Source organism: Leucobacter sp. WKLB1 (assembly GCF_059696215.1).
The window spans coordinates 927,743-949,001 of the sequence record NZ_AP046115.1 but is presented as its reverse complement, the minus strand read 5'-3'; the positions used below and the strand labels follow the sequence as shown (position 1 = coordinate 949,001).

Genomic DNA, 21,259 nt, shown 5'->3' with positions numbered 1-21,259 from the left:
TCCCTCCTTTGCATTTCCGGCGGCGCCTAAGCCCCACCCCGACCCGAAGACATTCATTTACGTCGAAGAATCTAACTCACATTCCCCAACCTTGAAACCTTGTCCCTGTTATGTGTTTGGTTCCGCTGCGTTCTGATACTCGCATCCAAAAGGAGCGCGGTATGAGAGCCAATGTGAGGATCACTCCGATCGTGTCTGAGCAGAACTTGCAGGAGCCAGCCAGAAACCTACAGGCAGCCCGCAGCGAACCGACGACACCGCGACACACACCATTCTTCGTTCAGCGCGCGCGAGCAACCCGCGGTGTGGGTCCGACTCAGTGCCGCGAGATGAAGCTCGTCTTCGTCAGCCGGGGGGAAACGGAGATCTTCCACTCCGAGGGCACGGTGGCTTTGAGTCAGGGAAAGATGGCCTTTCTACCAGCTGATCAGACGTACAGGGGCGTGCCGTCGATCTTCGTGGAGACGATCGCCGTTTACGTCCGCCCTGACTTCGCGGAGCAACAGCTGCGATGGCTCCCTCGCAGTGCCCAGTTTCTGGAATCGCTGTTTGCGTCGTCCACACCCCAGCCAGTTGACTACACCCCAGCGCAGAGCGCTGAGCTTCGCGTGCACCTGCTCGCACTGGCTCAAGTGCAGGCAGCAAGTGGCAATGAGCTGCGCCAGATGGGTCGCCTGGCAAACGTCTTCGCGCTTCTCCAGCCAGTCTCCGAAGGTCACGACCGTTACGGGCATTACCGAACCGAGTTGCTCGACGCGATCCGATATCTGGAGGACGACCTCGCCTTTCGATGGACGGTGGAATCGCTGGCAAAGATCGTGTCACTATCTCCCTCGCAGTTGACGCGGTTGTTCGTCTCGCAGACAGGAATGCCGCCATCGCAGTATCTGCGTGAAGCGCGCGCACTGCATATGCATCATCTCCTCCTGCGAGGTGATGTGAACATAAGCGAGGCGGCGCGCGAAGTCGGGTGGCACGACCCCAGTCTCGCCACGCGCGGGTACCGTGCAGTGTTTGGTCATCCACCTTCGGAATTACTACGCAAACAGTCACTGACCGATCGGGGCCGCCGCGATCCGACTAGACAAACAGAGCAAGCGTCGCCTCAAACTCGTTGATTGCCGATCGTGTGTGGAGGAATGAGAGCACGGGGAATCATCGAAGCTAGATCGACTCAGGGTGGCTGGTTCGAGTGAGGCAAGCGCAGCTGGCTTGATTCTGACGGTGGGGTTGTGTCGCGGTATAGCCGTCTGCATGGCCCGTACCTGCTGGGTGATCCTGTTCGTCGCACACGAAGGCGGACAGGCCCCGAACAGCAGGGAGCCACCAGCCATGCCAGACCCCACACCGCCGCCCGCGCCGAGGCTCGCCGAACTACCTGCCCCGGTCATAGCCGAAGAGCAGGCCACCGTATATCTCGGTGACGCTGTCGAGCTCCTCCCGCTCCTGCCTGAGGCGAGCATTGACGCGATGGTGACTGACCCGCCCTATGGGTTGAGCTTTAACGGTCACTCCTGGGACGACGCGTCCGGGTTCCGTGAATCCCTCCCACACATGGACACGTCTGCGATGACTGCACCGGAAGTGTTCGAAGCGTGGTGCACGGCGTGGGCTGCAGGAGCATTGCACGCGCTGAAGCCTGGCGCGTATGTTGCAGCGTTCGGTGGTGCACGCACGTGGCATCGCATGGTGCGCGGAATCGAGAATGCAGGGTTTGAGATCCGTGACCAGATTGCGTGGCTGCACACCACCGGGATGCCGAAGAGCATGGACCTCGCGCACGCGATCGATAAGCACCATGGTGCACATCGCGCCGACCGGATCGTGCAGACCACCGACCATGACGGGGTGCTCGGCGCAACCCGCACCGTCGTATCCAAAGGCACCCCGGTCACCGACGACGCCCAGCGATGGGACGGGTGGGGTACCGCGCTGCGGCCTGCGTTCGAGCCGATCATCATCGCCCGGAAACCACTCGCAGGCACCGTCGTCAGCAATGTTCTCCAGCATGACGTCGGTGCCATCAACATCGACGGGGGCAGGTTCGCAGACAATCGGTGGCCGACGAATGTCGTTTTCGATCAGGGGCAGGCCGACGCGCTCGACATGTTGACGGGCACCTGGCAGGGCGATTCGCTGTCGCGGAAGTTCCCGACCTTCCGTTTCGATCACAAACCAGGTCGTGAAGAGCGGCCCCGTGCGTTTGGGGTCTCGCATTCGACCGTGAAGCCGCTGGCGCTGATGCGTTGGCTGATCACGCTCATCACCCCTCCGCGAGGGTTGGTGCTTGAGCCGTTCTCCGGTTCAGGGACGACGTTGCAGGCGGCCGTTGAAGCCCACTACGGGGTGGTCGGCGTGGAGCAGGATCCGTCGTTCATTCCGTTGATTCGTTCGCGGCTGGAGGTGTAGCGCTGCTCTCTCCCTACCTACCCGTTAGGTCTCGCGCATGAAGCGTGGGAGCTCGTAGACAGAAGGACTCCATCATGACTCTCGAACCTGCCGATAGAAGCCAGATGCCCCTGCCGCGTACGTTGTGGCTGGGTGTGATCGTTTGGTCGGACGACCCGGAGGTGGAGCCGACGGTGATCGCGGATCGGAGCCCAGTTTCGCTGGCGCGGACGATGGCGGTGACGATCCACGGAATGCTTGAGGATTCCGAGGCGTATGCGGGGGCGACGGAGTTCTTGCAGTCGAACCCGCCGCCCCCGGACTGGGTGGGGCCCCGTGATGTCGATGACTGGCTGGAGGCGCTGCGTGAGGCGACGCCGCACCCGTCGTTCTCGTTCCACAGGGTCCCCACTGCTGGCGGGGCGGATGGAACGAATCACGGCCTCGTGAACCGCTACCTCGAGCAGGCTCTCCGTGAACGCGAGCAAGCGCTCGCAGAGCAGCCCTCCTCACGAAGCAGCGAAGGGCCAGCCACGATGCCGCTCGAGCGGTGAGTGCGGTCTCGTGTTGTCGTTATCGCGCGTGTTCTTGACCCCACCGCGCATGCTTGCCGCAACCGGGGGTTCTTCACCGGTTCGTATGCCTACCAATAGAACGCGGCACTGCTAGAACGCGGTACTGCCGCTGTTCGTATTCATTTCGCTACTTGTCTACTCATTTGTGAAGGAGTCTGCTGTCATGTCCGAAGATCATCCATTCCCGTCAACCGAACCCGAGCGACCGGGCGAGCCTCCGGAACACGTTCCGGGTGCAGGGTGGGAGGCGTTCGAGGGGTCCGGGGTTCCGGAAATCGTCGCGCGCATGTTTCCACCCGAACCCCGCCAGGACGAGTTCGCCCTGCCTGATGGCGGACCGGATGCTGACGGGTTTGAGGATGCGCATGAGCAGTGGCGCGAGACTTGCCTGCACTTGGTGTACACGGCAGCTCGTCTGCCCGATCTGTTGGAGCGGCTAGAAGACCTCGAACAAGCCCATCAGCAACGCGCGAAAGTCGTGGATGCAGAGCGGGTGCGGGATGCCGTGATCGATCTGCTGGAAAGGGATCCGCTACCGGTGGAGCCCGTTAAGGACGACTATCTCGTCACGGTCGCCCCTGCGCATGAAGGCGTGTACAACGATATGCAATACCGGTGGGATCACTCAGAGTGGCACAGCGACTTCATCGCGACGGCTCTGCGCCGAGACCACGCGCTTCGCGACGCACTCAATGAGGGTGGGCCGCGTACCTCGTATCTGCCGGAGCAGTTCTCTCGGACGTGGTCACCGGCCGATCTCGCCGTCATCCACACCCTCCGTGGGCTGGTCGATAGCAGTGAGTCCGGGCTGCGTGTGGTGCCCCTGGACCGGCAGGAACGCGAACAGTTGGAGGCGATGCTCGACACGGCTGACCCGGATGTTCGAGTGCTGGATCCCGATGATCCTCTAGACGGTGAGCTGTTCGCTGGTCGCGCGTCGGAGGCGCACGATTGGATGCCCGCAGGCGTGTACGAAGCGACCGGGATCGACGGGGAAGGAGAGTTCCGGCTTGTTGTCGGCCCCGTGCATGGTGGGGATGGCGCGACGGCGTCTGCGGCATTCCCTGCAACTGAGCACGACAGTGCGGCGATGAATCAAATCGCCTGGATCCTCGAGCATTACACCGAACACGAGCCCCTGACCGACGTGCTTCACCGGGTGAACGAGCACGTCACCGCTACTGGTCGCACGGGCGCGGTGCCGTCCGATCTGGAAGGGGTGGAGCCTACGTCGCGGCTTGAACGCGGGGTGCTGCTCAGGGACCTCCTTTCTGAGCGTGAACAGCAGCTGGACAGCGACCGCGAGGGGCCACAGCGGTCGGCTCCTGGACGTGAGATCGAGCGTGATCTTTAGCACCATCTGCTGTTTGTGTGTCGGAGGTGAGGGTGGGCGTGTTTGACGATTCGACGCATCTTCTTGACGATTCGGCGCATCCTGCCGGAAAACACTCGACCGGCACGGTCTCTGCCGGGTAGTGGTTGATTGGACTAGGGAATGCTCGAGAGCGGACTCTGCACCCCAGGGTGATGACGGCACAGTTGCCGCCGCACCTACCGCATGACACCGCACGCTGAGCATCGATTACTGCTCGCGCTGTGTCACCAACGGAGGTGCCCGATCGATGACCGATCCCACACCCAGAGTCCTTCCCGCCCCGCTGCCGCTCGACTTGCCAGGCGCGGCAGCCGCGTATGCCTCTGCGGGGGTGACGGTGTTCCCGTGCGTGCCGGGCGGGAAACGGCCCCTGACCGAGCACGGGTTCCACGACGCCACCACGGATCTCGACCAAATTGGGGTGTGGTGGCGGAATCATCCGAAGGCAAACATCGGGATCCCCACCGGCGTCGGTATCGATGTCCTCGATGTCGACGTGCACGCCACAGGCTCCGGCTTCCCCGTCCTTCGAACATTGCAGCAGGGGAACCTCATCGCCGGATGGGACGCCGCGGTGCGTTCGCCGTCGGGTGGCCTGCATCTCTACTATCCGAGCAGTCCTGAGCGCGAGGCAAGGTCGTGGTCGCGTGGCCGCGCACATGTCGACTTCCGTGGCACCGGCGGCTACATCATCGCCGCACCATCCGTGATCAACACTGAACACGGACCGCGGCGTTACGAGTTCATCGCCCGCGGCAGGAACCCGCGCCCAGTCGACTCCGCAGCTATCCGGCATCTCCTCACGCCAACCCCAACGGTGCGAACCGCGGCGGGCACTGACAGGCCGAGCCGTGGCGGTTCGGTGGAGGGGCTCGTGGCGTGGGTGGGGACACTGACGGAGGGGAACCGGAATGCGGGCCTGTTCTGGGCTGCGTGCCGTCTCGCCGAGACCGGGTTCAGCGATGACGACTCGTATGCGCTGCTCGAGCCCGCCGCTACCCGCACCGGGCTTGAGCCACGAGAGATCACATCGACGATCCAGTCAGCCCACCGCACCACCGCCCTGAACCCGGACGCTGCTGTATTTGAGCCGATAACGGGGCGCTCGTTCGCCGGGATGAGGCGGTAATCGTGAGTGCCCCGGACCTGCACGTACGCGCGGAAGAGGTGGGACCGTCTGGGGTGTCACGCGGAGTGATCTTCCTCGCGATAACGGGCACGATCCTCCTTGCCCTCGGCGCGTTCTGGCTGTCCTTCACGACACTGCAGGACCTCGCAGTACTGTCTGGCGTACCGGCGGGGCAGGCGTGGCTGTGGCCGCTGATTGTGGACGGGGTGATTCTTGAAGCGACGATCTCCGTCGTAGCCCTCCGTAACTCCGCACCCGGCGCGCGCCGGTTTGCTTGGCTCTTGCTGGCGTCCGGTGCTGGGGTAAGTGTCGCGGCGAACATCACCCATGCCGTCGTCGCCTCAGACACCCGAGTCCCCGCGATCATCGCAGCCCTCGTCGCCTCCGTCCCACCCCTGGTGCTGCTCGCGATGACACATCTGACCGTCGAACTCACTCGCAACGAAACCCCACGTCAGGCTCCCGAAACGCGAACGTTCACCGAGCAAAGCGCACCGGCGAGTCTGAATGAGTCCGCTGCGGATTCGATCCCTGGACTCCCATCGGCGAGAAGAGCAGACGTATCCGATGCGGAAACCTCTGCGCGTAAATCCGCTCACACCACGAAGCAGAGCACCGTGGTGCGTGAGCGGGCGGTCACGTTGGCATCTGAAGGGGTCTCGAAGCGGCAGATCGCCACGGAACTTGGGGTGCATCCGACCACGGTGGGCCGGTGGCTGAGCGCACCTGACCGGGAAGAGAACGGAGCACCCCATGACTGACCCCACCCCCGTGCACCCCGACGACACTGCAGGGAATGCTGCTCGCCTTCGAGCCCGCCTGCCAGACCTGCATTCCACCGGAGCCGAGCGTCCCGATTCACCTGAGACTCTGTCCGGGATGGAGGAGCGGACGTCGGAGTTCGCCACGCACGGCGACCCCACCCTCGCTCGGCAGACCTCAATACGTGGGCGTGCCGGGGTGGAGTGGGTGCGTCCTACGGATGTCGCGGCGCGTGCGGGTGGCGCGATCGTCGGCAAAGGTGCCGAGCTAAATACCCGCCTGCGTGACGCCACCCTGGAGGGCATCCGTGAAGGGCGAGCACAGCTCGCCGAACACTTGGCGCGCAGGCAGCAGCAGATCGACGCAGACACCACGGTCCCGGCCCAGATGCAAGAGTTGCGGCTCGGGAGGACGGGGGTGAGCCGATGAGCGATTCCGGCTCCGGCGCTACCCGAGCACCGGACACCACCCACCACCACGAACTCTCACACTCCTCGCCGACGTCCAACTGACGCCGGACGAACACCTGACAGGCTGCCCGCTTCGGGTAGGCCTGACGGTACTCCTATGCCTTCTGCAGGCGGCGCTATCCGCAGCGACGTTGGGACGAGGGGCGTGTGTCGGGTGGGTGTCACACCTCTCTACCGACGGATCTTCTCTCATGTCAGGAGTCACCATGACACACCCATCTTCGTCCTCTTCACGCCCTCCTCAGACGCCGGACTTTACCACCGGTGAAGGCCTACGGGCACTCATCACCGAGCTCAATGAGCACAATGCGTGGGCGTCAAGCCCGGTCGCGGCCGAGCTCATGGTCTACGTCACCCACAAGTACACGCCCATCGCGAAAGCGTGGCGGCGTCCGCCAGAGGACGCCGCGTATGAGGCGTTCCTTGCGATGCGGCAGCCCACCACGCTCCGCGCCGACGACCCCTGGGCGGTCGTTACCCGTGCGGTCGCGCTCGGCGTCGCCGCGGAAGTCCACGCGGACCGGAACATGACCAGCCAAGACAAGGCACGCCGCCCCTCCAAACGCCCTGCTGAGGAGCCGATGCGGGCAGGTCACTACGAGGAGTTTTTCTACGACGTGCACCCTCACGCGCATTCTCTCTACGCGCGAAGCAATGAGGGTGAGGATCACTCAGTAGATCGAGTGATCCGCGCGACTTGCGTGTTCCTCGTCCTCACTGACTGGCCTGCCCGACCTGTCGAGCAGGCCGTGGACTACATCGCCCACCGCATCACTGGTTTGTCGTCATCGACCTCGGCGCTGGAGATCGTGTCGAAGGAACTGCACATCGCGATCCGTCTCGGCTACACCCCAGAAGCCTGGGCTGGCCTGGTGCGCCTCGTCGTCGCCACCAAAACCGGCAAGCGAAAAAGCGGGGACTATGGCCTCTTCGCTCGTGTGCTCCTCGGTGACGATGTCGCCGACCTCCTCCGCGATGAGACTCTCGTGGAATCATCCCGCCGGATGGCTTCCGTACCTCACCAGCAGGAAGGGCAAGGAGGTGCGGCATGAGTCGCGGGCATCTGGTGCTGGAACACGCCATCGATCAGATCACCGAGGGCCACTCCTACCGGCGTGACCTGGGGGATCTGGAGGAGCTCACCGAATCGGTTCGCCGGTTCGGGCTTCTCTCACCCATCGTGATCACCGCGGGGAACGTGCTGATCTCGGGCAATAGGCGGCTGGCGGTGATGCGTGAACTTGGGCATCGAACGGTTCCGGTGTGGGTGGTGCAGGGCGTCTCCGACAAGCTGTCTACCGTTTTGGCGATTCAGGATGAGAACACGCTGCATAAGATGCTCACCCCGATCGAGCAGGCCGAACTGTATGAGGAACTCAAACTGCTTTACGCCGAAGAAGCGCAACGCCGTGAAGCAGCCACCCAATTCGGCTCCAGCACCCGCGATCAACGCCTCGCAGAATCCCTGGAAAACGGAGATTTGGGTGGAGTCGCCGGGGGTGTTGATTCAACACCCCCGGCGACTGCATCGGCTTCTGGTGGTGGGAAGGCGCGCGTACAGGCCGCAAAAGCTGTCACCGGCAGGGACTCCCATTCGATGCTGGACCAGGTCGTCGACCTCAAACAGATCGCCGCGAGTGATGACGAGCATCCCGAGATCCGGCAAGCAGCAGCCGAGGCGCTGCTGGAACTGAACGCAGACGGGAAGGTCAACGGCCGCTACCTGCGCGTGAAACTCGCGCAGACAATCCGCACCCTCACCGACTGGGTGCACAACCCAGACGAATCAGACGCCGTTCGTGCGGCGGCAAAGTCAGAACTTGAGCTCGTGACCGCACAAGACCATCCCAAGGACGCGTTCAAAGAAGCCACCCGCGCCGTGGCCCGCATCCACCAACTACGCAAGGAAGCCTCAAGCTCTCAGGTCGCAGGGTGGAAAGACGTAGACCCGTTGCTGCGGGAGAAGCATGCGATCCGCAAGCTCGTGGATCTGCTGCGCCGCGAGCACGGCTGGTGGGACCGCTACAACCCCATCGACTTCGGCAGCTACGCCGACGAAGAACAGTTCGATCTCGTCGCCACCTACGTCACCTCGGCCAACGACTTCCTCCAGCACGCGCAGGCCGCACGCGACACCACGCACGACGAAGCGGCCGAGGAGCTCGAACCGCTGGGCGCAACAAGCCCTGCATAGCCGAGCGGCCTGAGGTTCTGGGCGGGCAGCGCACCTGATGGGTGACTCTGACCACCCTTCTCCTTATTTGGAGGCCCACCCATGTCTGCACCTGTTCTGGATGATCAGCAGCGCCGCAAGCGTCGCCTGATCATCGCCCTCACCGCCACCGGCCTGATCATCGCGATCCTCGCCGGGATCGGCATCTACGGCCTCATCACCGGCCCCACACCCCACACCCCATCAGGGACAACAACGCCGGGATCGTCCTCTGGCCCGCCGTCCTCGAACGAACAGTCCGAAGAAGCAAGGCTGCCGAAGCTGGCCCGGACGAATGACCCGGAGGTCTACGTTCGTTCGATCGCGGAGGCACTGTTCACATGGGACACGTTCACGCTGCTGACCCCGTCGGACCACATAGCAGTGTTGATCGAGGACGCCGACCCCTCAGGCACCGAGACTCCAGGCCTCATCACTGACCTCGACGGCTACTTCCCGTCCACGTCGACATGGCGGGATCTTGCGGAGTACCGCACCCGGCAGTCCATCGAGATCGACCGCATCTTCATCCCCGATCAGTGGGATGAAGCCATCGCAGCCTCTGGCGGGCAAATCACAGAAGGCACCTACGCATACACGGTCGAAGGCAGGCGCATTCGGGAGGGTGTTTGGTACGACGATCTTGTCGACAGTGCGCATGCGGTGGCGTTCACCGTGTTCGTCTCCTGCAAGCCGGTGTTCGACCGCTGCCATCTGCTGCGTCTGTCCGAGCTCGACAACCCCCTCCGATAGAGCGGAGGCCGATCGTGAAGAAAGCAGCCATCGCAGCGCTCGTACTTGTTCTGCTCGCGCCGATGCTCGGACTCCTGGGTATCGGGGTGGTCATGAACCCCGCGGTCACGAACCAGGCGAACTGTGTCGCCTCCGATGTGGTGCTCGGACCGATCCCGGATTCGCTGGAAGTGACGATGAAAGACGGGTACACATTCACGCTGAACAAGCAGCAGCTCACTCACGCCGGAACCATCATCAGCACCGGTGCGAACACTCCCGGTGTAGGGCGGGATGGGATCCTCATCGCGCTCATGGCAGCGCTGACGGAGTCCACACTCCGCCAGCTCGCGAACACCGGCACCTACCCCGAATCCGGGGACTATCCGAACGATGGCAATGGGGCCGATCACGACAGTCTGGGCCTGTTCCAGATGCGCCCACAGGCCGGGTGGGGCACCGTCGCAGAGCTCATGGACACCACCTACCAAGCACGCGCGTTCTACGGCGGCCCAGACGGGCCAAACTATCCCTCACCGCGGGGACTGCTCGACATTCCGGGGTGGCAGCAGATAGACAAGGGGGAAGCCGCGCAAGCCGTCGAAGTGTCCGCATACCCGGACAGGTACCAGAACTATGAGCCCGTGGCGCGCACCATCCTCGATGCCCTCACCGTTCGAGGTGGAGGCAGCGGCAGCGGCACGCCTGGGGATGCGGATATCCCGGAGACGAGCCGTCTGGTGTTTCCGCTGCCGACCGGCACCTACGTGCGCACCTCGACGTTCGGACCGCGCACCGACCCGATCACCGGTGAGGCGAGTTTCCACTCCGGCACCGACTGGGCCGCGTCTGATGGTACGGCGATCTTCGCTCTCGCGGACGGGGTCGTGACGTATGCGGGCATGGTCGATGGGTTTTCCGGTCAGATCACGATCGAGCACACCATCGGCGGGGAGAAAGTCGCCACGAAGTACATCCACATGTGGGCGCACGGCATCCACGTCACCGCAGGCGATCGCGTCATCGCGGGCCAGCACATTGGTGACGTTGGCAGCAGCGGCCATTCGACCGGCCCTCATCTGCACTTCCAAGTCCACCCCGGCGGAGCCGCATCATCCGCGGTCGATGCCGAGCCGTGGCTCGCTGAGCGCGGCGTGGAGGGCATCGAAGCCCCCGCAGGCGGTGGCCCCGGTTGTTCCTCCTGACAGCACACCCCTCCAGCCGTGAGCGGGGCGGGTGGCGCACCTGACGGGTGCCCACCCGCCGCCCTCATGTTTGGAGGCCCACATGCCCACCATCGCACTTCTGCTGACTGTTCTTCCTGCGGAGAACGTCTACCCGGATCTCTCTGGGGTGGGAGGCCGCAGCACTCTGATCTCCATCGTCGGCGCACTGCTCACGATCGTGCTCATTGTGTCCGTGCTCATGATCGTGGTCTCCGCAATCATCTGGGCGATCTCGTCTTCGAATGGCAACCCCGGTGTTGCGGCGAAAGGCAAAGTCGGGGTCTTCGTCGCCCTCGGTGCCGCTGTGCTCGCAGGGGCCGGTGTCGCCTGGATGAACTTCCTCCTGAGCCTCGGCGACACCCTCTAACGCTGGGTATTCCAGGGGCTTCGGCGCTGGTGTTTCGGGGTCGCACCTGACGGGTGACTCCGCAGCTATCTCGTTGCGGGCCGAAGCCTGTGAAGGAGCCCCACCATGCTTGCCGTCCTCGACACCATCACCACCGCCGCCGCAGTCCTGCCCGCGAACATCGACATCACCCCGAACGACTCCGGCCTCCCCGGAATCGGTGCTCTTCGCACCGTCGTCGGCGCAGTGATGACGATCGGGCTGATCCTGTCCGTTCTCGCGCTCATCGTCTCCGCGGTGGTGTGGGGCTTCGGGTCGAACTCCTCCAACCCGCACCTGGCATCGCGCGGGAAGGTCGGGGTGCTGATCTCCTGCGGCGCGGCGATCATCACCGGCGCATCGGTGACGCTCATCAACTTCTTCTGGAACGTCGGCCAGACCGTCTCCTAACCCACCACCTCTACCCCATAGAAGGGAGGGGAACCCAGTGGCTGGAATCTGCGACGTCCCCATCATCAGCAACGTCTGCGACGCCGTCGGCGAAGGGGCCGCCACCCTCGTGGCAGCCCCCTTCGACTGGCTCGCACAAGCCATCGGGCAGGCCGCGTCTTGGATCTTCCAGGGCGTTTGGGCGCTGTTCGACTCCACGACCCTGGTCGATGTCACCGGGGCGGGCTACATCGGCGTGTACAACGTGATCTTCGGGATCGCGATCTTCATCATGCTGATCTTCTTCTGCCTCCAACTCATCACCGGCCTCATCCGGCGCGACCCCACCGCCCTGTCCCGTGCAGCTCTCGGGCTCGCAAAGAGCGTGTTGGGGTCGTTCCTGGTGATCACCCTCACCGCAACCCTCCTCGAGGTCGTCGACCAGCTGAGCATCGGCATCATCCAAGCCACCGGGACCACGTTGGAGGAGATGGGCGGGAAGATCGGTGTCCTCGTCGCCGGGCTCACCGCGATCAACCTCACCGCACCAGGAGCCGGAGCGATCATCACGATCTTCCTGAGCTTCTTGGCGATCTGTGCGGCAGCAATCGTCTGGTTCAGTCTGCTGATTCGGAAAGCCTTGATCCTCGTTGCGGTCGTGATGGCACCGATCGCTCTGTCGGGAGCGTCGTGGGATGCGACCAAGGGATGGTTTGGGAAGTGGGCATCGTTTGTGCTCGCGCTGATCTTCTCCAAGTTGGTGATCGTGGTGGTGTTCCTCGTCGCCATCAACCAGGTCAACGCACCCATCGACCTGGACCTGTCCTCGATCGCGGATCCGATCGCAGGAATCGTGCTGATGTTCATCGCCGCGTTCGCCCCGTACATGGTGTACAAGTTCATCAGCTTCGTCGGCTTCGACATGTACCACGTCATGTCCGCCGAACAAGAATCAAAACAGTCCATGAACCGACCCATGCCGCTGCCCGGAAAACCCGACGGTGCAGGCCCGCAGAAGGTCCTCGACGGCGGCGAAAAGGGTGGCGGAAGCAGTGGAGGCGGCAATGCACCTCCTCCACCGAGCGGTAAGCCTTCCGCGCCTGCGGGCGGTGGTGCAGGTTCCGCAGGTGGTGGTGCGGCGTCCGGTTCCGCGGGCGCTGCTGGATCCGGTGGCGCGGCAGCAGGATCCGGTGGCGGTGCTGCAGCCGCCGGTGGTGCCGGTGCCGGAGCTGCGGCAGGGCCGATAGGGATCGCCGCGGTTGCTGGGGCGAAGATCGCCAAGGGAGCCGCCGAAGCAGGACCGAAGCTCGGCGGCGCTATTGGTCGCACCGCGGACAACCACGCCGGGGCCGCAAGCGAAGCACAGACCCCGCCACCACCCCCGGATCGCTCCACGCCGCCCGCCCAGCCGAGCCCACCGTCCTCGGGAGCGGCACCGAAGACGCCTCCTGCGAAACCTGCGGGTGGGGACGCGCCACCACCGCCGAAGCCCGCACCGAAGTCGTGAACATACCTCGCACCTGAAAGGAGAGAAGACGCACGTCCGTCACGCGGGCGGTAACCCAGCACCGGGTTGCCGCCCGCTTTCTTCGGGTCCGTACCTGACCTGCACGCACCCGACGTCGCCTTCAGGAGGAACCGCATGAGTACCGCATCCACGCAGAACGAGTTCGAACTGTCCCCGGTGAAGTTCTCCCGCCTCACCAAACGCGGCATCATCCTCGGCCTCTCCCTCCCACAGGTCATTGCGCTCTCGATCGCCGTCGCCGTCTTCATCGCCTCCCTGTACACCGGCGGCCCCGCAGCGCTCTACACCTCACCTATCTGGGGCACCGCGATCGCCCTCACCTGGGTTCCCATCAGCGGCAGGAAACTCGTCGAATGGGTACCGATCACCCTGCACTGGCTCCTCCGACAAACGCAGGGGCAGACCAGATACCGGCGGCGAATCGTCAAGCCCCGGCCCGCCGGGACGCTCGCGCTCCCCGGGGATGCAGCACCGCTTCGCCAATACGAGGACCCGGAGACCGGGGCGGTGATGGTGCACGATCCGCACGCGCAGACGTTGACTGCGCTGGTGGAGGTGACCCATCCGTCGTTCATCCTCCTCGATCCTGGAGAACAGGAACGCCGTGTGCACGCCTGGGGACGCGTGCTGTCCACCGCCTGCCGCTCCACCCGCATCGCCCGCCTGCAGGTATTGGAGCGCACGGTCCCTGACTCTGGGTCGGGGCTTGCGCAGTGGTGGGCCGAACACGGGAATGATGACGATTCCTGGGTTGCTCGCACCTATCGGGAACTCATCGACCGGGCAGGCCCCGCTGGTGAACGGCACATCTCCACCATCTCGCTGTCCCTTGACATGCGGGCAGCAGCCCGCGCGATCCGCACCGCAGGCGGCAGCCTCAAAGGAGCAGCCGTCGTCCTGAGACAGGAGATGGACACCCTCATCACCGCGCTGCGCACCGCAGATCTCAAACCCACCGCCTGGTACACCCCAGGTCAACTCGCGATCATGCTCCGCTCCGCCTACGATCCGGCAATCGCTGCGACCCTGGAACGCTCCGGCGAGATCGGGCAAGACCTCGCCGCTGCGGGCCCTGTCGCCGTTGAAGAAACCTGGGATGGGCTGCGCTCTGACAGTGCCCATCACGTAGTGCTGTGGATCAGCGAGTGGCCACGCTCCCTCGTCTACCCGGGCTTCCTCGCCCCGGTGTTGCTGTCCTCCGGGATTCGGCGCGCATTCACGCTGCTGTGTGACCCGATCCGCTCCGACCAGGCAGCCCGCGATATCCGCAAGAAGAAGACCGAGTACCTCTCAGATGCGACCCAGCGGCAGAAAGTCGGGCAGATCGAAGACGCTCAGCAGTCCGCCGAATACCAAGACGTCCTCCAACAGGAGGCAGACCTCACCAGCGGTCACGGCGTCCTCCGTTACACCGGCCTCCTCGCCATCTCCGCCCCCACTGCAGACGAACTCGAGGCCGCGGTGTCCGCGATCGAGCAAGCAGCGATCCAGGCGTCTTGTGAGACGCGGCGGCTGGTGGGTCAGCAGGCACAGGCGTTCGTCGCGGCAGCGTTGCCGCTGTGTCGCGGTGTCTGAGGCCAAGGCGTACCTGTCCGGTGTCACCGCAACCCTCGCGCAGGAAGGCGTCAAGCCATGGGAACCCAACCCGGACAGAAGAAGCTCTACTCCACCGTCCTCGTCGAAGACGGCACCGGACGCAAACAGCGCAAGGCGCGCGAACGCGCCGCGCGGCAGGTCATCGCGCGCGAGCATGCCGAGCAGCGCGCCACGGAGAAAGCAAAGCTCACGGCGGAGCGTGCAGAGGCGCGTTCCACGAACTATCTCCCCAGGAGCGGCGAGCCGGGACCGTCGGGTTTGCGTTCATATCGACGGTTCCGGGTGCTCGCGCATCAGGACACCTCCGCTGCGCTGCAAGGCGCGTACCCGTTTCTCGCTGAGGGCGGGCTCGGGTCGCAGGGAGTGTTCGTTGGGCAGGACATGTACTCCGGTGGGTCATTCGTGTACGACCCGTGGGTGCTGTATCAGCGAGGCATCATCACCGCCCCGAACCTCGTACTCGCAGGGATCGTCGGTTCCGGGAAGTCTTCGCTCGCGAAGAGCCTGTACACCAGGTCGATCCCATTCGGCAGACGCGTGTATGTTCCCGGTGATCCGAAAGGCGAACACACCGCCGTCGCAGAAGCGGTCGGCGGGAAAGCGATCGTTCTCGGGCACGGGCTGAAGAACCGCCTCAACCCACTCGATGAGGGCTACCGCCCTGCCGGGCTCTCCGACAGCGAGTGGGCGTCCACGGTCGCCTCACGTCGTCGGGATCTGATCGGCGCGCTGGCTGAAACCGTGCTGGAGCGGTCGTTGTCTCCGTTGGAGCACACGGTGATCGATATCGCGCTACAGGCGGTGGTGTCGTCTGCGTCGGTTCCGATCCTGCCGATGGTCGTCGACCGCATCCTCCACCCTGACAGTGGTGATGATGAGCGGCTCGCTGAGGACGGCAGGATGGTCGGGCATGCGTTGCGGCGCCTGGTCTCCGGCGACCTCGCAGGCCTCTTCGATGGGCCGTCGACGGTGACGTTCGATCCGACGCTGCCGATGATCACCCTCGACCTGTCGCGGGTGGTGGAGAACTCGACCCTGATCTCGGTACTGATGACCTGCTCGTCGGCGTGGATGGAATCTGCGCTCCTGGATCCAAACGGTGGACAGCGGTGGGTCGTGTACGACGAGGCGTGGCGGCTGATGTCGCACCCGGCATTGTTGAAACGGATGGATGCGCACTGGCGGCTCGCCCGTCATTACGGGATCGCGAATCTGCTCATCTTTCATAAGCTCACAGACCTTGACAATGTCGGTGATCAGGGCTCTGCCATGCGAGCACTCGCGGGCAGCCTGCTCGCGAACGCGGAATCACGGATCATCTACCGGCAAGAATCCGACCAGATCGGAACCACCGGCAAGACCCTTGGTCTCACCCGTACTGAGCAGAAGCTTCTCCCGTCGCTGGGAACGGGCCAGGGGCTGTGGCGGATCAAGGAGTCCAGTTACGTTGTGCAGCATCAGCTCCATCCCGAGGAGCTGAGGGCCTTCGACACCACCCAGCGAATGACACAAGCGCCACGCACGCAAGTAGCGGATGCGGTTGGCGAGGCGTGATCGTGGATGAGAACGAGGACTTCGAGTCTCCGCAAAGCTCTCCAGCAGTCGTGGGTGCACCGGGCAGGCTCACCGAGGAGGAGCTGTCCCGGAACATGATGGCCCTGCACGAGGGAATGAGCGAGCTCGGTACCCAGTACGACGGGCACGTCTTTCTTGCGTTCGAAGACCCGGTGACGTTCGGTGCTGGACACTACGTCTTCTACCCGCTCGAGGGACACGCGTCGAGGTTCGCGGTCACCGAGCTGTACACGGGTACTGACTGGCGAGACGACGAAAGCGTTCCGACGTCCTGGTCGTGGGAATCAGAAGTCCATGTGCCGAGTACGGATGGTTCGTATCCGTGGATGACCATCGCTGAGGGCGAGATCGCGTCCGATCACTACGAGCAACTGCTGCGCGTGACCGAAAACTGGGCGAAGAACACATACCAGTTAGCCGAGCGCGCAGACGCCCTAGCGATGGAAGCGGTCGATCGCGGAGATCTGGGTCGGTCGGGGCCAGATCGCACCTTCCTGGCATGAACCTTCGACGACGCCTCCTTGCACGCAAAACCGACACCCCGACCTCCAGCGAGACCCTTCCACGGGTCGTGCCTGCTGTGTTGCCGCAGATCCTCCTCGAAGCGGTTTCTGACACGAGCTTGGTCGTGACGGTCAACGGCGACAAACTTGCCGCCACCCCGATCACCCGCAGTGAGATCGCTGCAACAGTGACCGAGCTCGTCGCCCGGTTTGGTGCGCCGACGAGGGTGGAAGTGCGGGAGCTCGATGGCAGTATCCGGGCAGACATCCTCACGCCACCCGCTCCGCAGCCTCGATCTCCGTTCGCTCCGCCCGAAACAGCCGGTGAACCAGTGTCGGTTCCGAGGTTGTTGGAGTTCACAGCAGAAGGGTTCGTCCCCGGTGAGGATGTCGCCGTGGCGATCGTCCTTCGTCACTCATCGGCAGATCACACCGGGAATGCCCGTGCCCTGATCGACCGAGGTGAGAAGCCCGCGCTCAGCAGCGGCGAGGTCATCCTGCTCGGACGAATCTCAGGCACGACATCGGTCCAAGCCATCGACTAACTCTGACTTGAGGGCCGTTTGCCGCGAAGATCAGATCTTGGGTGCCGTACCAACGCCTGCGTCGCGGTCGTGCTCGGCCAGCAGAGCGTGTAGATCGTCGAGCAATCCGCCTGTCACGTCGAGCTTCGCGACCATGCGACGCGCCAGATTGGAGAGAGTTGATGGATCCCACCCGTCGGTATATTCCTTGATGACGCCCTTCTTCGAAGTACACGTCGTTGTCAGGCTGCTCGTCTCTTCTGAGCCACTGCAACTTGAGTTCTTCGGCGAGGACCGTCTCGAGGTCACGCCGAGTGTTAGGTATGGATCAGCGCTTCGTCGATCGTGCTCCGGAAAGAGCGCCTCGATACCTTGACGGGCGCTTCTGGCGCATCCGCGAGGAATCCGCCGAAGAAGAGGATGACGCTTAGGCTATCGAGTGCCTCTGACGCGCCCCGGCAGATGTCCATCGGGACCGTGCTACTCGGCGGGGGAATCACAGCCCGTACCCCAGCAAGAAAAGCTCATGGCGCATATCCACGTTGATGACGAATGGGAGGGCTCCGTCAGTAGGTATTCCCGCGCTCAACAAGCAGCTGTCGAGAACTGAAGCGCGGGCTCGTTTCGTAAAATGGGCTCTGAGACCCGATACGCGGGAGCCCCAGCTCGGCCCGCGAAGAACCGAAACCGAGAATGCCTGTCCCTGCGTCGAAGGAAGACCTCCTTGCCGCCATTGAGGAGACCTTCGCGCAGCTGGAACAAGACCTCGACAGAATTCCCGTCGAAGCCGCACGGCAGCTGGTTCTGGAAGGGCATGCACAGGATACGGTGATGAGCCCGGCAGACTTGGTGGCCTACCTCATCGGCTGGAACCAGCAAGTCCTCACCTGGCATCGGCGGCGTGCCGAGGGCCTCCCGGATGAGTTTCCTGCTGCCGGTGTTAAGTGGAACGAACTCGGCCTCCTTGCCCAGCGGTACTACGCCGAACACGCTGAGGAATCCTGGGAAGAGCTGCGTAGGCAGTTGCGCGATGCCAAGGAAGCGGTCATCGCCTTGATTGAGCGCTACTCGGATGCGGAACTCTACGGCGAGCCTTGGTACGGGAAGTGGAACATGGGCCGAATGATCTCATTCAACACCTCGTCGCCGTACGCCAATGCGCGACGCCGTATCCGCTCCTGGCTCCGCAGCACATGAGGCAGCCTGCACCGACCCAAGAGGGCACTATGGCTGTGCACTGGCCGATATTTCTCGGACTCTATGTCGTGCTGACGGCGTGGATCTTCGTTGGACGCGAGCTCGCACCAGAGGCTCTGTTCGCGGGGGTGAAAAACGGCGGATATGTGGTCGTGATGCTGCTCGGGGTTTGGGTGTTCCGAGCAAGCTTCGTGCAGAGCTGGCGGACGACGAAGCAGCGACCCGTGTTGGCCTTCGGGATGGTCGCTGTAGGACTAGCTCTCATGGGTGTGGCATCGGCAATCAGTCAAGCAGCACTGCTCGTCGCTGGAGACACTGCGACGGGTGGCAATCAGGCGGCGATCTCCGCCGAAGTACTCACCGCGTCGACTTCGTTCGTAGGAGCGACACTCTTTGTCGGGCTCGGTGGTGTGGTTGCACCGATCGTGGAGGAACTGGTGTTCCGTGAACTCCCGCTCGGTCAGCATCGGCGGGTGCTGTCGACGTGGGTCGCTGTGACCGTCTCCTGCCTAGCGTTCGCTGCCATCCATGTGCGGGGCTGGGACGAGTGGCCGCTAATGATTCTCTACGCCGGATACGCAGCAGCGTTGTCAACGGTGTACCTGCTTTCCGGGCGCAACCTTCTCGTCTGCATCCTCGCGCATGCGCTGTGGAACGGCATCGGCCTGGCCTTCCTCATCGCCATTACGTGATGAGGAAGCCTCGCACGCTGAGTCGGTGCCAAGATGCTTTCGCTACGCTCAGGCGCTCATCGAGACTAAAGAAGTGTTGAGATCATGGCACGTGAGAGGTTCTTCACCGAATCAGCATCAAGCGGAGTCGTCGTTGGTGCGTTCCTAGGGCGTGTCTCGTACCTGTTCTCCTGACCCCGCCTCTTCCACCCCTGGGGTCGGGAGAAGGTGCCGTGTCGTGTCTGGACCTGTACAGGCGAAACCCGCCAACGATCTCTTCATCAACCTCGCACTCGGTGCGCTCGTCACTGCCTCCGCGTTCACCGGACTGCTGCGCGTAGCGGGCTCTGTGGCTGCGTTCTTGACAGGTCTGCCGGAGCCGACCGGCGGGTTCACCAGCGGGCTCGCGGTGCTCGCGCACCCCGCTGATCCCGGTATCGCGCTCGGCGCGGAGGAACTCAGCGCCGTTCTCTACTGGTTCATCGTGCTTGCGTTCCTTACCGTGCTGGGTGCGGCGGGGTTCTTCGTCGCACGGACGATCCACCGGTCCTGTTCACAGACGGACCCACACCGACTCGCAGGGACAGCGACCGCAGGCGAGGTGACGCGGGTAGCGTCCGCGAAAGCGCTGGTGAAGAAGGCTGCAACGCTGCGCCCGTCGATGACGGAGAACGTCAAGCCGGAAGAGGTCGGGTATCTGCTGGGGACGGCGAAAGGCGGGCAGGTGTGGGCGACGGTCGAAGACTCGATCCTTCTCATCGGCCCGCCCCGTTCCGGGAAGGGCCTGCATGTGGTGATCAACGCGATTCTCGACGCACCAGGAGCCGTCATCACGACCAGCACTCGTCCTGACAACCTCACCGCCACGATGAAGGCCAGGGAACGGAAAGGGCCGGTGGCGGTGTTCGACCCGCAACGGCTCGCCCCTGGTCTGCCTGCGGGGATGCGGTGGTCGCCCGTGCGGGGCTGTCAGGACCCGTTGACGGCGATGATCCGCGCGAAAGGCCTCGCCACTGCGACCGGATTCGGTGGAGTCCAAGACGCGGGCTTCTGGGAAGGAAAAACCACCGCCGCAATCCAAGGCCTCCTCCACGCGGCAGCCCTCGACGGACGCGATGCGAAGACCCTCTATCAATGGGCGCTGAACCCCACCCTCGCAGCAGACGCAGTCCGGGTCCTCTCGTCGCATGCGGGGGCGGCGGAAGGGTGGGCAGACTCGCTGGATGCGATGGTGCAGGCCGATCCTCGCACACGCGACTCTATCTGGCAGGGAGTTTCCCTCGCGTTCTCCGCCCTCGCGGACCCCCGCGTTCTCGATGCCGTCAGCCCCGCACCGGGTGAGGAATTCGATCCCGAGAGTTTCCTCCTGGGCAATGGGACGCTCTATCTCCTTGCTACCGGTGCTGGGGCGGGAGCATCTTCTGCGCTGGTGGCGGCATTCATCGAAGACCTCGTCGAGACCGCGAGGAAGATCGCTGCACGCTCACCAGGTGCACGCATGGACCCACCGTTGCTGCTGGCTTTGGATGAGATCGGAAATCTCGCCCCGCTGCCGTCACTGCCGACGTTGATGGCGGAAGGTGGCGGCACCGGCATCACGCCCCTTCCCGTGCTGCAGTCACTCGCGCAGGCGCGGGAGAAGTGGGGCGAGAACCAAGCGAACGCGATCTGGGATGCCTCGATCGTGAAGATCATCCTCGGTGGAGCATCCAACAGTCGCGATCTCCAGGACCTCGCCACGCTCATCGGTGACCGTGACGAAACCACCGACTCCATTACCACCGACGCGTACGGTGCACATTCCAGCCAGCGCTCAATCCGTCGGGTACCGATCCTTCCACCCGACGTGCTGCGGACACTTCCGTTCGGGACCGGTGTCGTGATGCTCCGCACCGCGCGCCCCATCATCACCAACCTCCGCCCGTGGCCCTCGCGCTCGGACTCGAAACAACTACGAGCCGATCGCAAGAGCGTCGAGCAAGCGTTGCGAGGAAGCACGGGGTTCTAAGTCCCAGTTGAGG

21 protein-coding genes are annotated in these 21,259 nt (G+C 63.8%); all 21 read left to right on the top strand.

Annotated features, from left to right (window positions below; translation table 11 throughout):
* Positions 1-191: 191 nt before the first annotated feature.
* The 21 genes from ACZF5Y_RS04440 to ACZF5Y_RS04340 all read left to right on the top strand — a co-directional run bounded on the left by ACZF5Y_RS04440 (position 192) and on the right by ACZF5Y_RS04340 (position 21,246).
* On the top strand, positions 192-1,118 hold the full coding sequence (locus tag ACZF5Y_RS04440; protein WP_497534616.1) for a helix-turn-helix domain-containing protein: 927 nt from the start codon (positions 192-194) through the stop codon (positions 1,116-1,118).
* Positions 1,119-1,272: 154 nt separating this feature from the next.
* Positions 1,273-2,409, top strand: coding sequence for a DNA-methyltransferase (locus tag ACZF5Y_RS04435; RefSeq protein ID WP_497534615.1), 1,137 nt, complete (start codon positions 1,273-1,275; stop codon positions 2,407-2,409).
* A gap of 74 nt (positions 2,410-2,483) precedes the next feature.
* Positions 2,484-2,942, top strand: a complete 459-nt coding sequence (locus ACZF5Y_RS04430; protein WP_497534614.1) for a hypothetical protein — start codon at positions 2,484-2,486, stop codon at positions 2,940-2,942.
* Between the two features lie 184 nt (positions 2,943-3,126).
* Entirely contained in the window at positions 3,127-4,317 is a 1,191-nt protein-coding gene (locus ACZF5Y_RS04425; protein ID WP_497534613.1) for a hypothetical protein, read from the top strand.
* 268 nt (positions 4,318-4,585) lie between these two features.
* Positions 4,586-5,467, top strand: coding sequence for a bifunctional DNA primase/polymerase (locus ACZF5Y_RS04420; RefSeq protein ID WP_497534612.1), 882 nt, complete (start codon positions 4,586-4,588; stop codon positions 5,465-5,467).
* Positions 5,468-5,469: 2 nt separating this feature from the next.
* The gene (locus ACZF5Y_RS04415) at positions 5,470-6,228 is read left to right on the top strand and encodes a DUF2637 domain-containing protein (protein WP_497534611.1); all 759 of its coding nucleotides are present in this window, start codon (positions 5,470-5,472) and stop codon (positions 6,226-6,228) included.
* The gene (locus ACZF5Y_RS04410) at positions 6,221-6,658 is read left to right on the top strand and encodes a hypothetical protein (protein ID WP_497534610.1); all 438 of its coding nucleotides are present in this window, start codon (positions 6,221-6,223) and stop codon (positions 6,656-6,658) included. The genes ACZF5Y_RS04415 and ACZF5Y_RS04410 overlap by 8 nt, the downstream gene beginning before the upstream one ends.
* 247 nt (positions 6,659-6,905) lie before the next feature.
* Positions 6,906-7,751 carry a hypothetical protein gene (locus ACZF5Y_RS04405; protein WP_497534609.1) on the top strand — a complete coding sequence of 282 codons (846 nt, stop codon included), beginning with the start codon at positions 6,906-6,908 and terminating at the stop codon, positions 7,749-7,751.
* Positions 7,748-8,893 carry a ParB N-terminal domain-containing protein gene (locus tag ACZF5Y_RS04400; protein ID WP_497534608.1) on the top strand — a complete coding sequence of 382 codons (1,146 nt, stop codon included), beginning with the start codon at positions 7,748-7,750 and terminating at the stop codon, positions 8,891-8,893. Before ACZF5Y_RS04405 ends, ACZF5Y_RS04400 begins: the two co-directional genes overlap by 4 nt.
* Positions 8,894-8,974: 81 nt before the next feature.
* Entirely contained in the window at positions 8,975-9,664 is a 690-nt protein-coding gene (locus ACZF5Y_RS04395) for a hypothetical protein (RefSeq protein ID WP_497534607.1), read from the top strand.
* Between the two features lie 14 nt (positions 9,665-9,678).
* Entirely contained in the window at positions 9,679-10,848 is a 1,170-nt protein-coding gene (locus tag ACZF5Y_RS04390; protein ID WP_497534606.1) for a M23 family metallopeptidase, read from the top strand.
* Between the two features lie 82 nt (positions 10,849-10,930).
* Positions 10,931-11,236 carry a DUF6112 family protein gene (locus tag ACZF5Y_RS04385; protein WP_497534605.1) on the top strand — a complete coding sequence of 102 codons (306 nt, stop codon included), beginning with the start codon at positions 10,931-10,933 and terminating at the stop codon, positions 11,234-11,236.
* A gap of 105 nt (positions 11,237-11,341) precedes the next feature.
* Positions 11,342-11,665, top strand: a complete 324-nt coding sequence (locus ACZF5Y_RS04380; RefSeq protein ID WP_497534604.1) for a DUF6112 family protein — start codon at positions 11,342-11,344, stop codon at positions 11,663-11,665.
* Between the two features lie 37 nt (positions 11,666-11,702).
* Positions 11,703-13,151, top strand: coding sequence for a conjugal transfer protein TrbL (locus ACZF5Y_RS04375; protein ID WP_497534603.1), 1,449 nt, complete (start codon positions 11,703-11,705; stop codon positions 13,149-13,151).
* Between the two features lie 135 nt (positions 13,152-13,286).
* The gene (locus tag ACZF5Y_RS04370; RefSeq protein WP_497534602.1) at positions 13,287-14,747 is read left to right on the top strand and encodes an SCO6880 family protein; all 1,461 of its coding nucleotides are present in this window, start codon (positions 13,287-13,289) and stop codon (positions 14,745-14,747) included.
* Between the two features lie 57 nt (positions 14,748-14,804).
* Entirely contained in the window at positions 14,805-16,322 is a 1,518-nt protein-coding gene (locus ACZF5Y_RS04365) for a putative type IV secretion/conjugal transfer ATPase (protein WP_497534601.1), read from the top strand.
* Positions 16,323-16,324: 2 nt separating this feature from the next.
* Positions 16,325-16,846, top strand: coding sequence for a hypothetical protein (locus ACZF5Y_RS04360; RefSeq protein WP_497534600.1), 522 nt, complete (start codon positions 16,325-16,327; stop codon positions 16,844-16,846).
* Between the two features lie 77 nt (positions 16,847-16,923).
* On the top strand, positions 16,924-17,391 hold the full coding sequence (locus tag ACZF5Y_RS04355) for a hypothetical protein (RefSeq protein WP_497534599.1): 468 nt from the start codon (positions 16,924-16,926) through the stop codon (positions 17,389-17,391).
* A 672-nt stretch (positions 17,392-18,063) separates the two neighbouring features.
* Positions 18,064-18,567: a ClbS/DfsB family four-helix bundle protein gene (locus ACZF5Y_RS04350; protein ID WP_497534598.1), complete on the top strand. Its 504-nt coding sequence runs from the start codon at positions 18,064-18,066 to the stop codon at positions 18,565-18,567.
* Between the two features lie 29 nt (positions 18,568-18,596).
* Positions 18,597-19,259 carry a CPBP family intramembrane glutamic endopeptidase gene (locus ACZF5Y_RS04345; protein WP_497534597.1) on the top strand — a complete coding sequence of 221 codons (663 nt, stop codon included), beginning with the start codon at positions 18,597-18,599 and terminating at the stop codon, positions 19,257-19,259.
* Positions 19,260-19,476: 217 nt separating this feature from the next.
* The gene (locus ACZF5Y_RS04340) at positions 19,477-21,246 is read left to right on the top strand and encodes a type IV secretory system conjugative DNA transfer family protein (RefSeq protein WP_497535294.1); all 1,770 of its coding nucleotides are present in this window, start codon (positions 19,477-19,479) and stop codon (positions 21,244-21,246) included.
* The last annotated feature ends 13 nt before the right edge of the window (positions 21,247-21,259 follow it).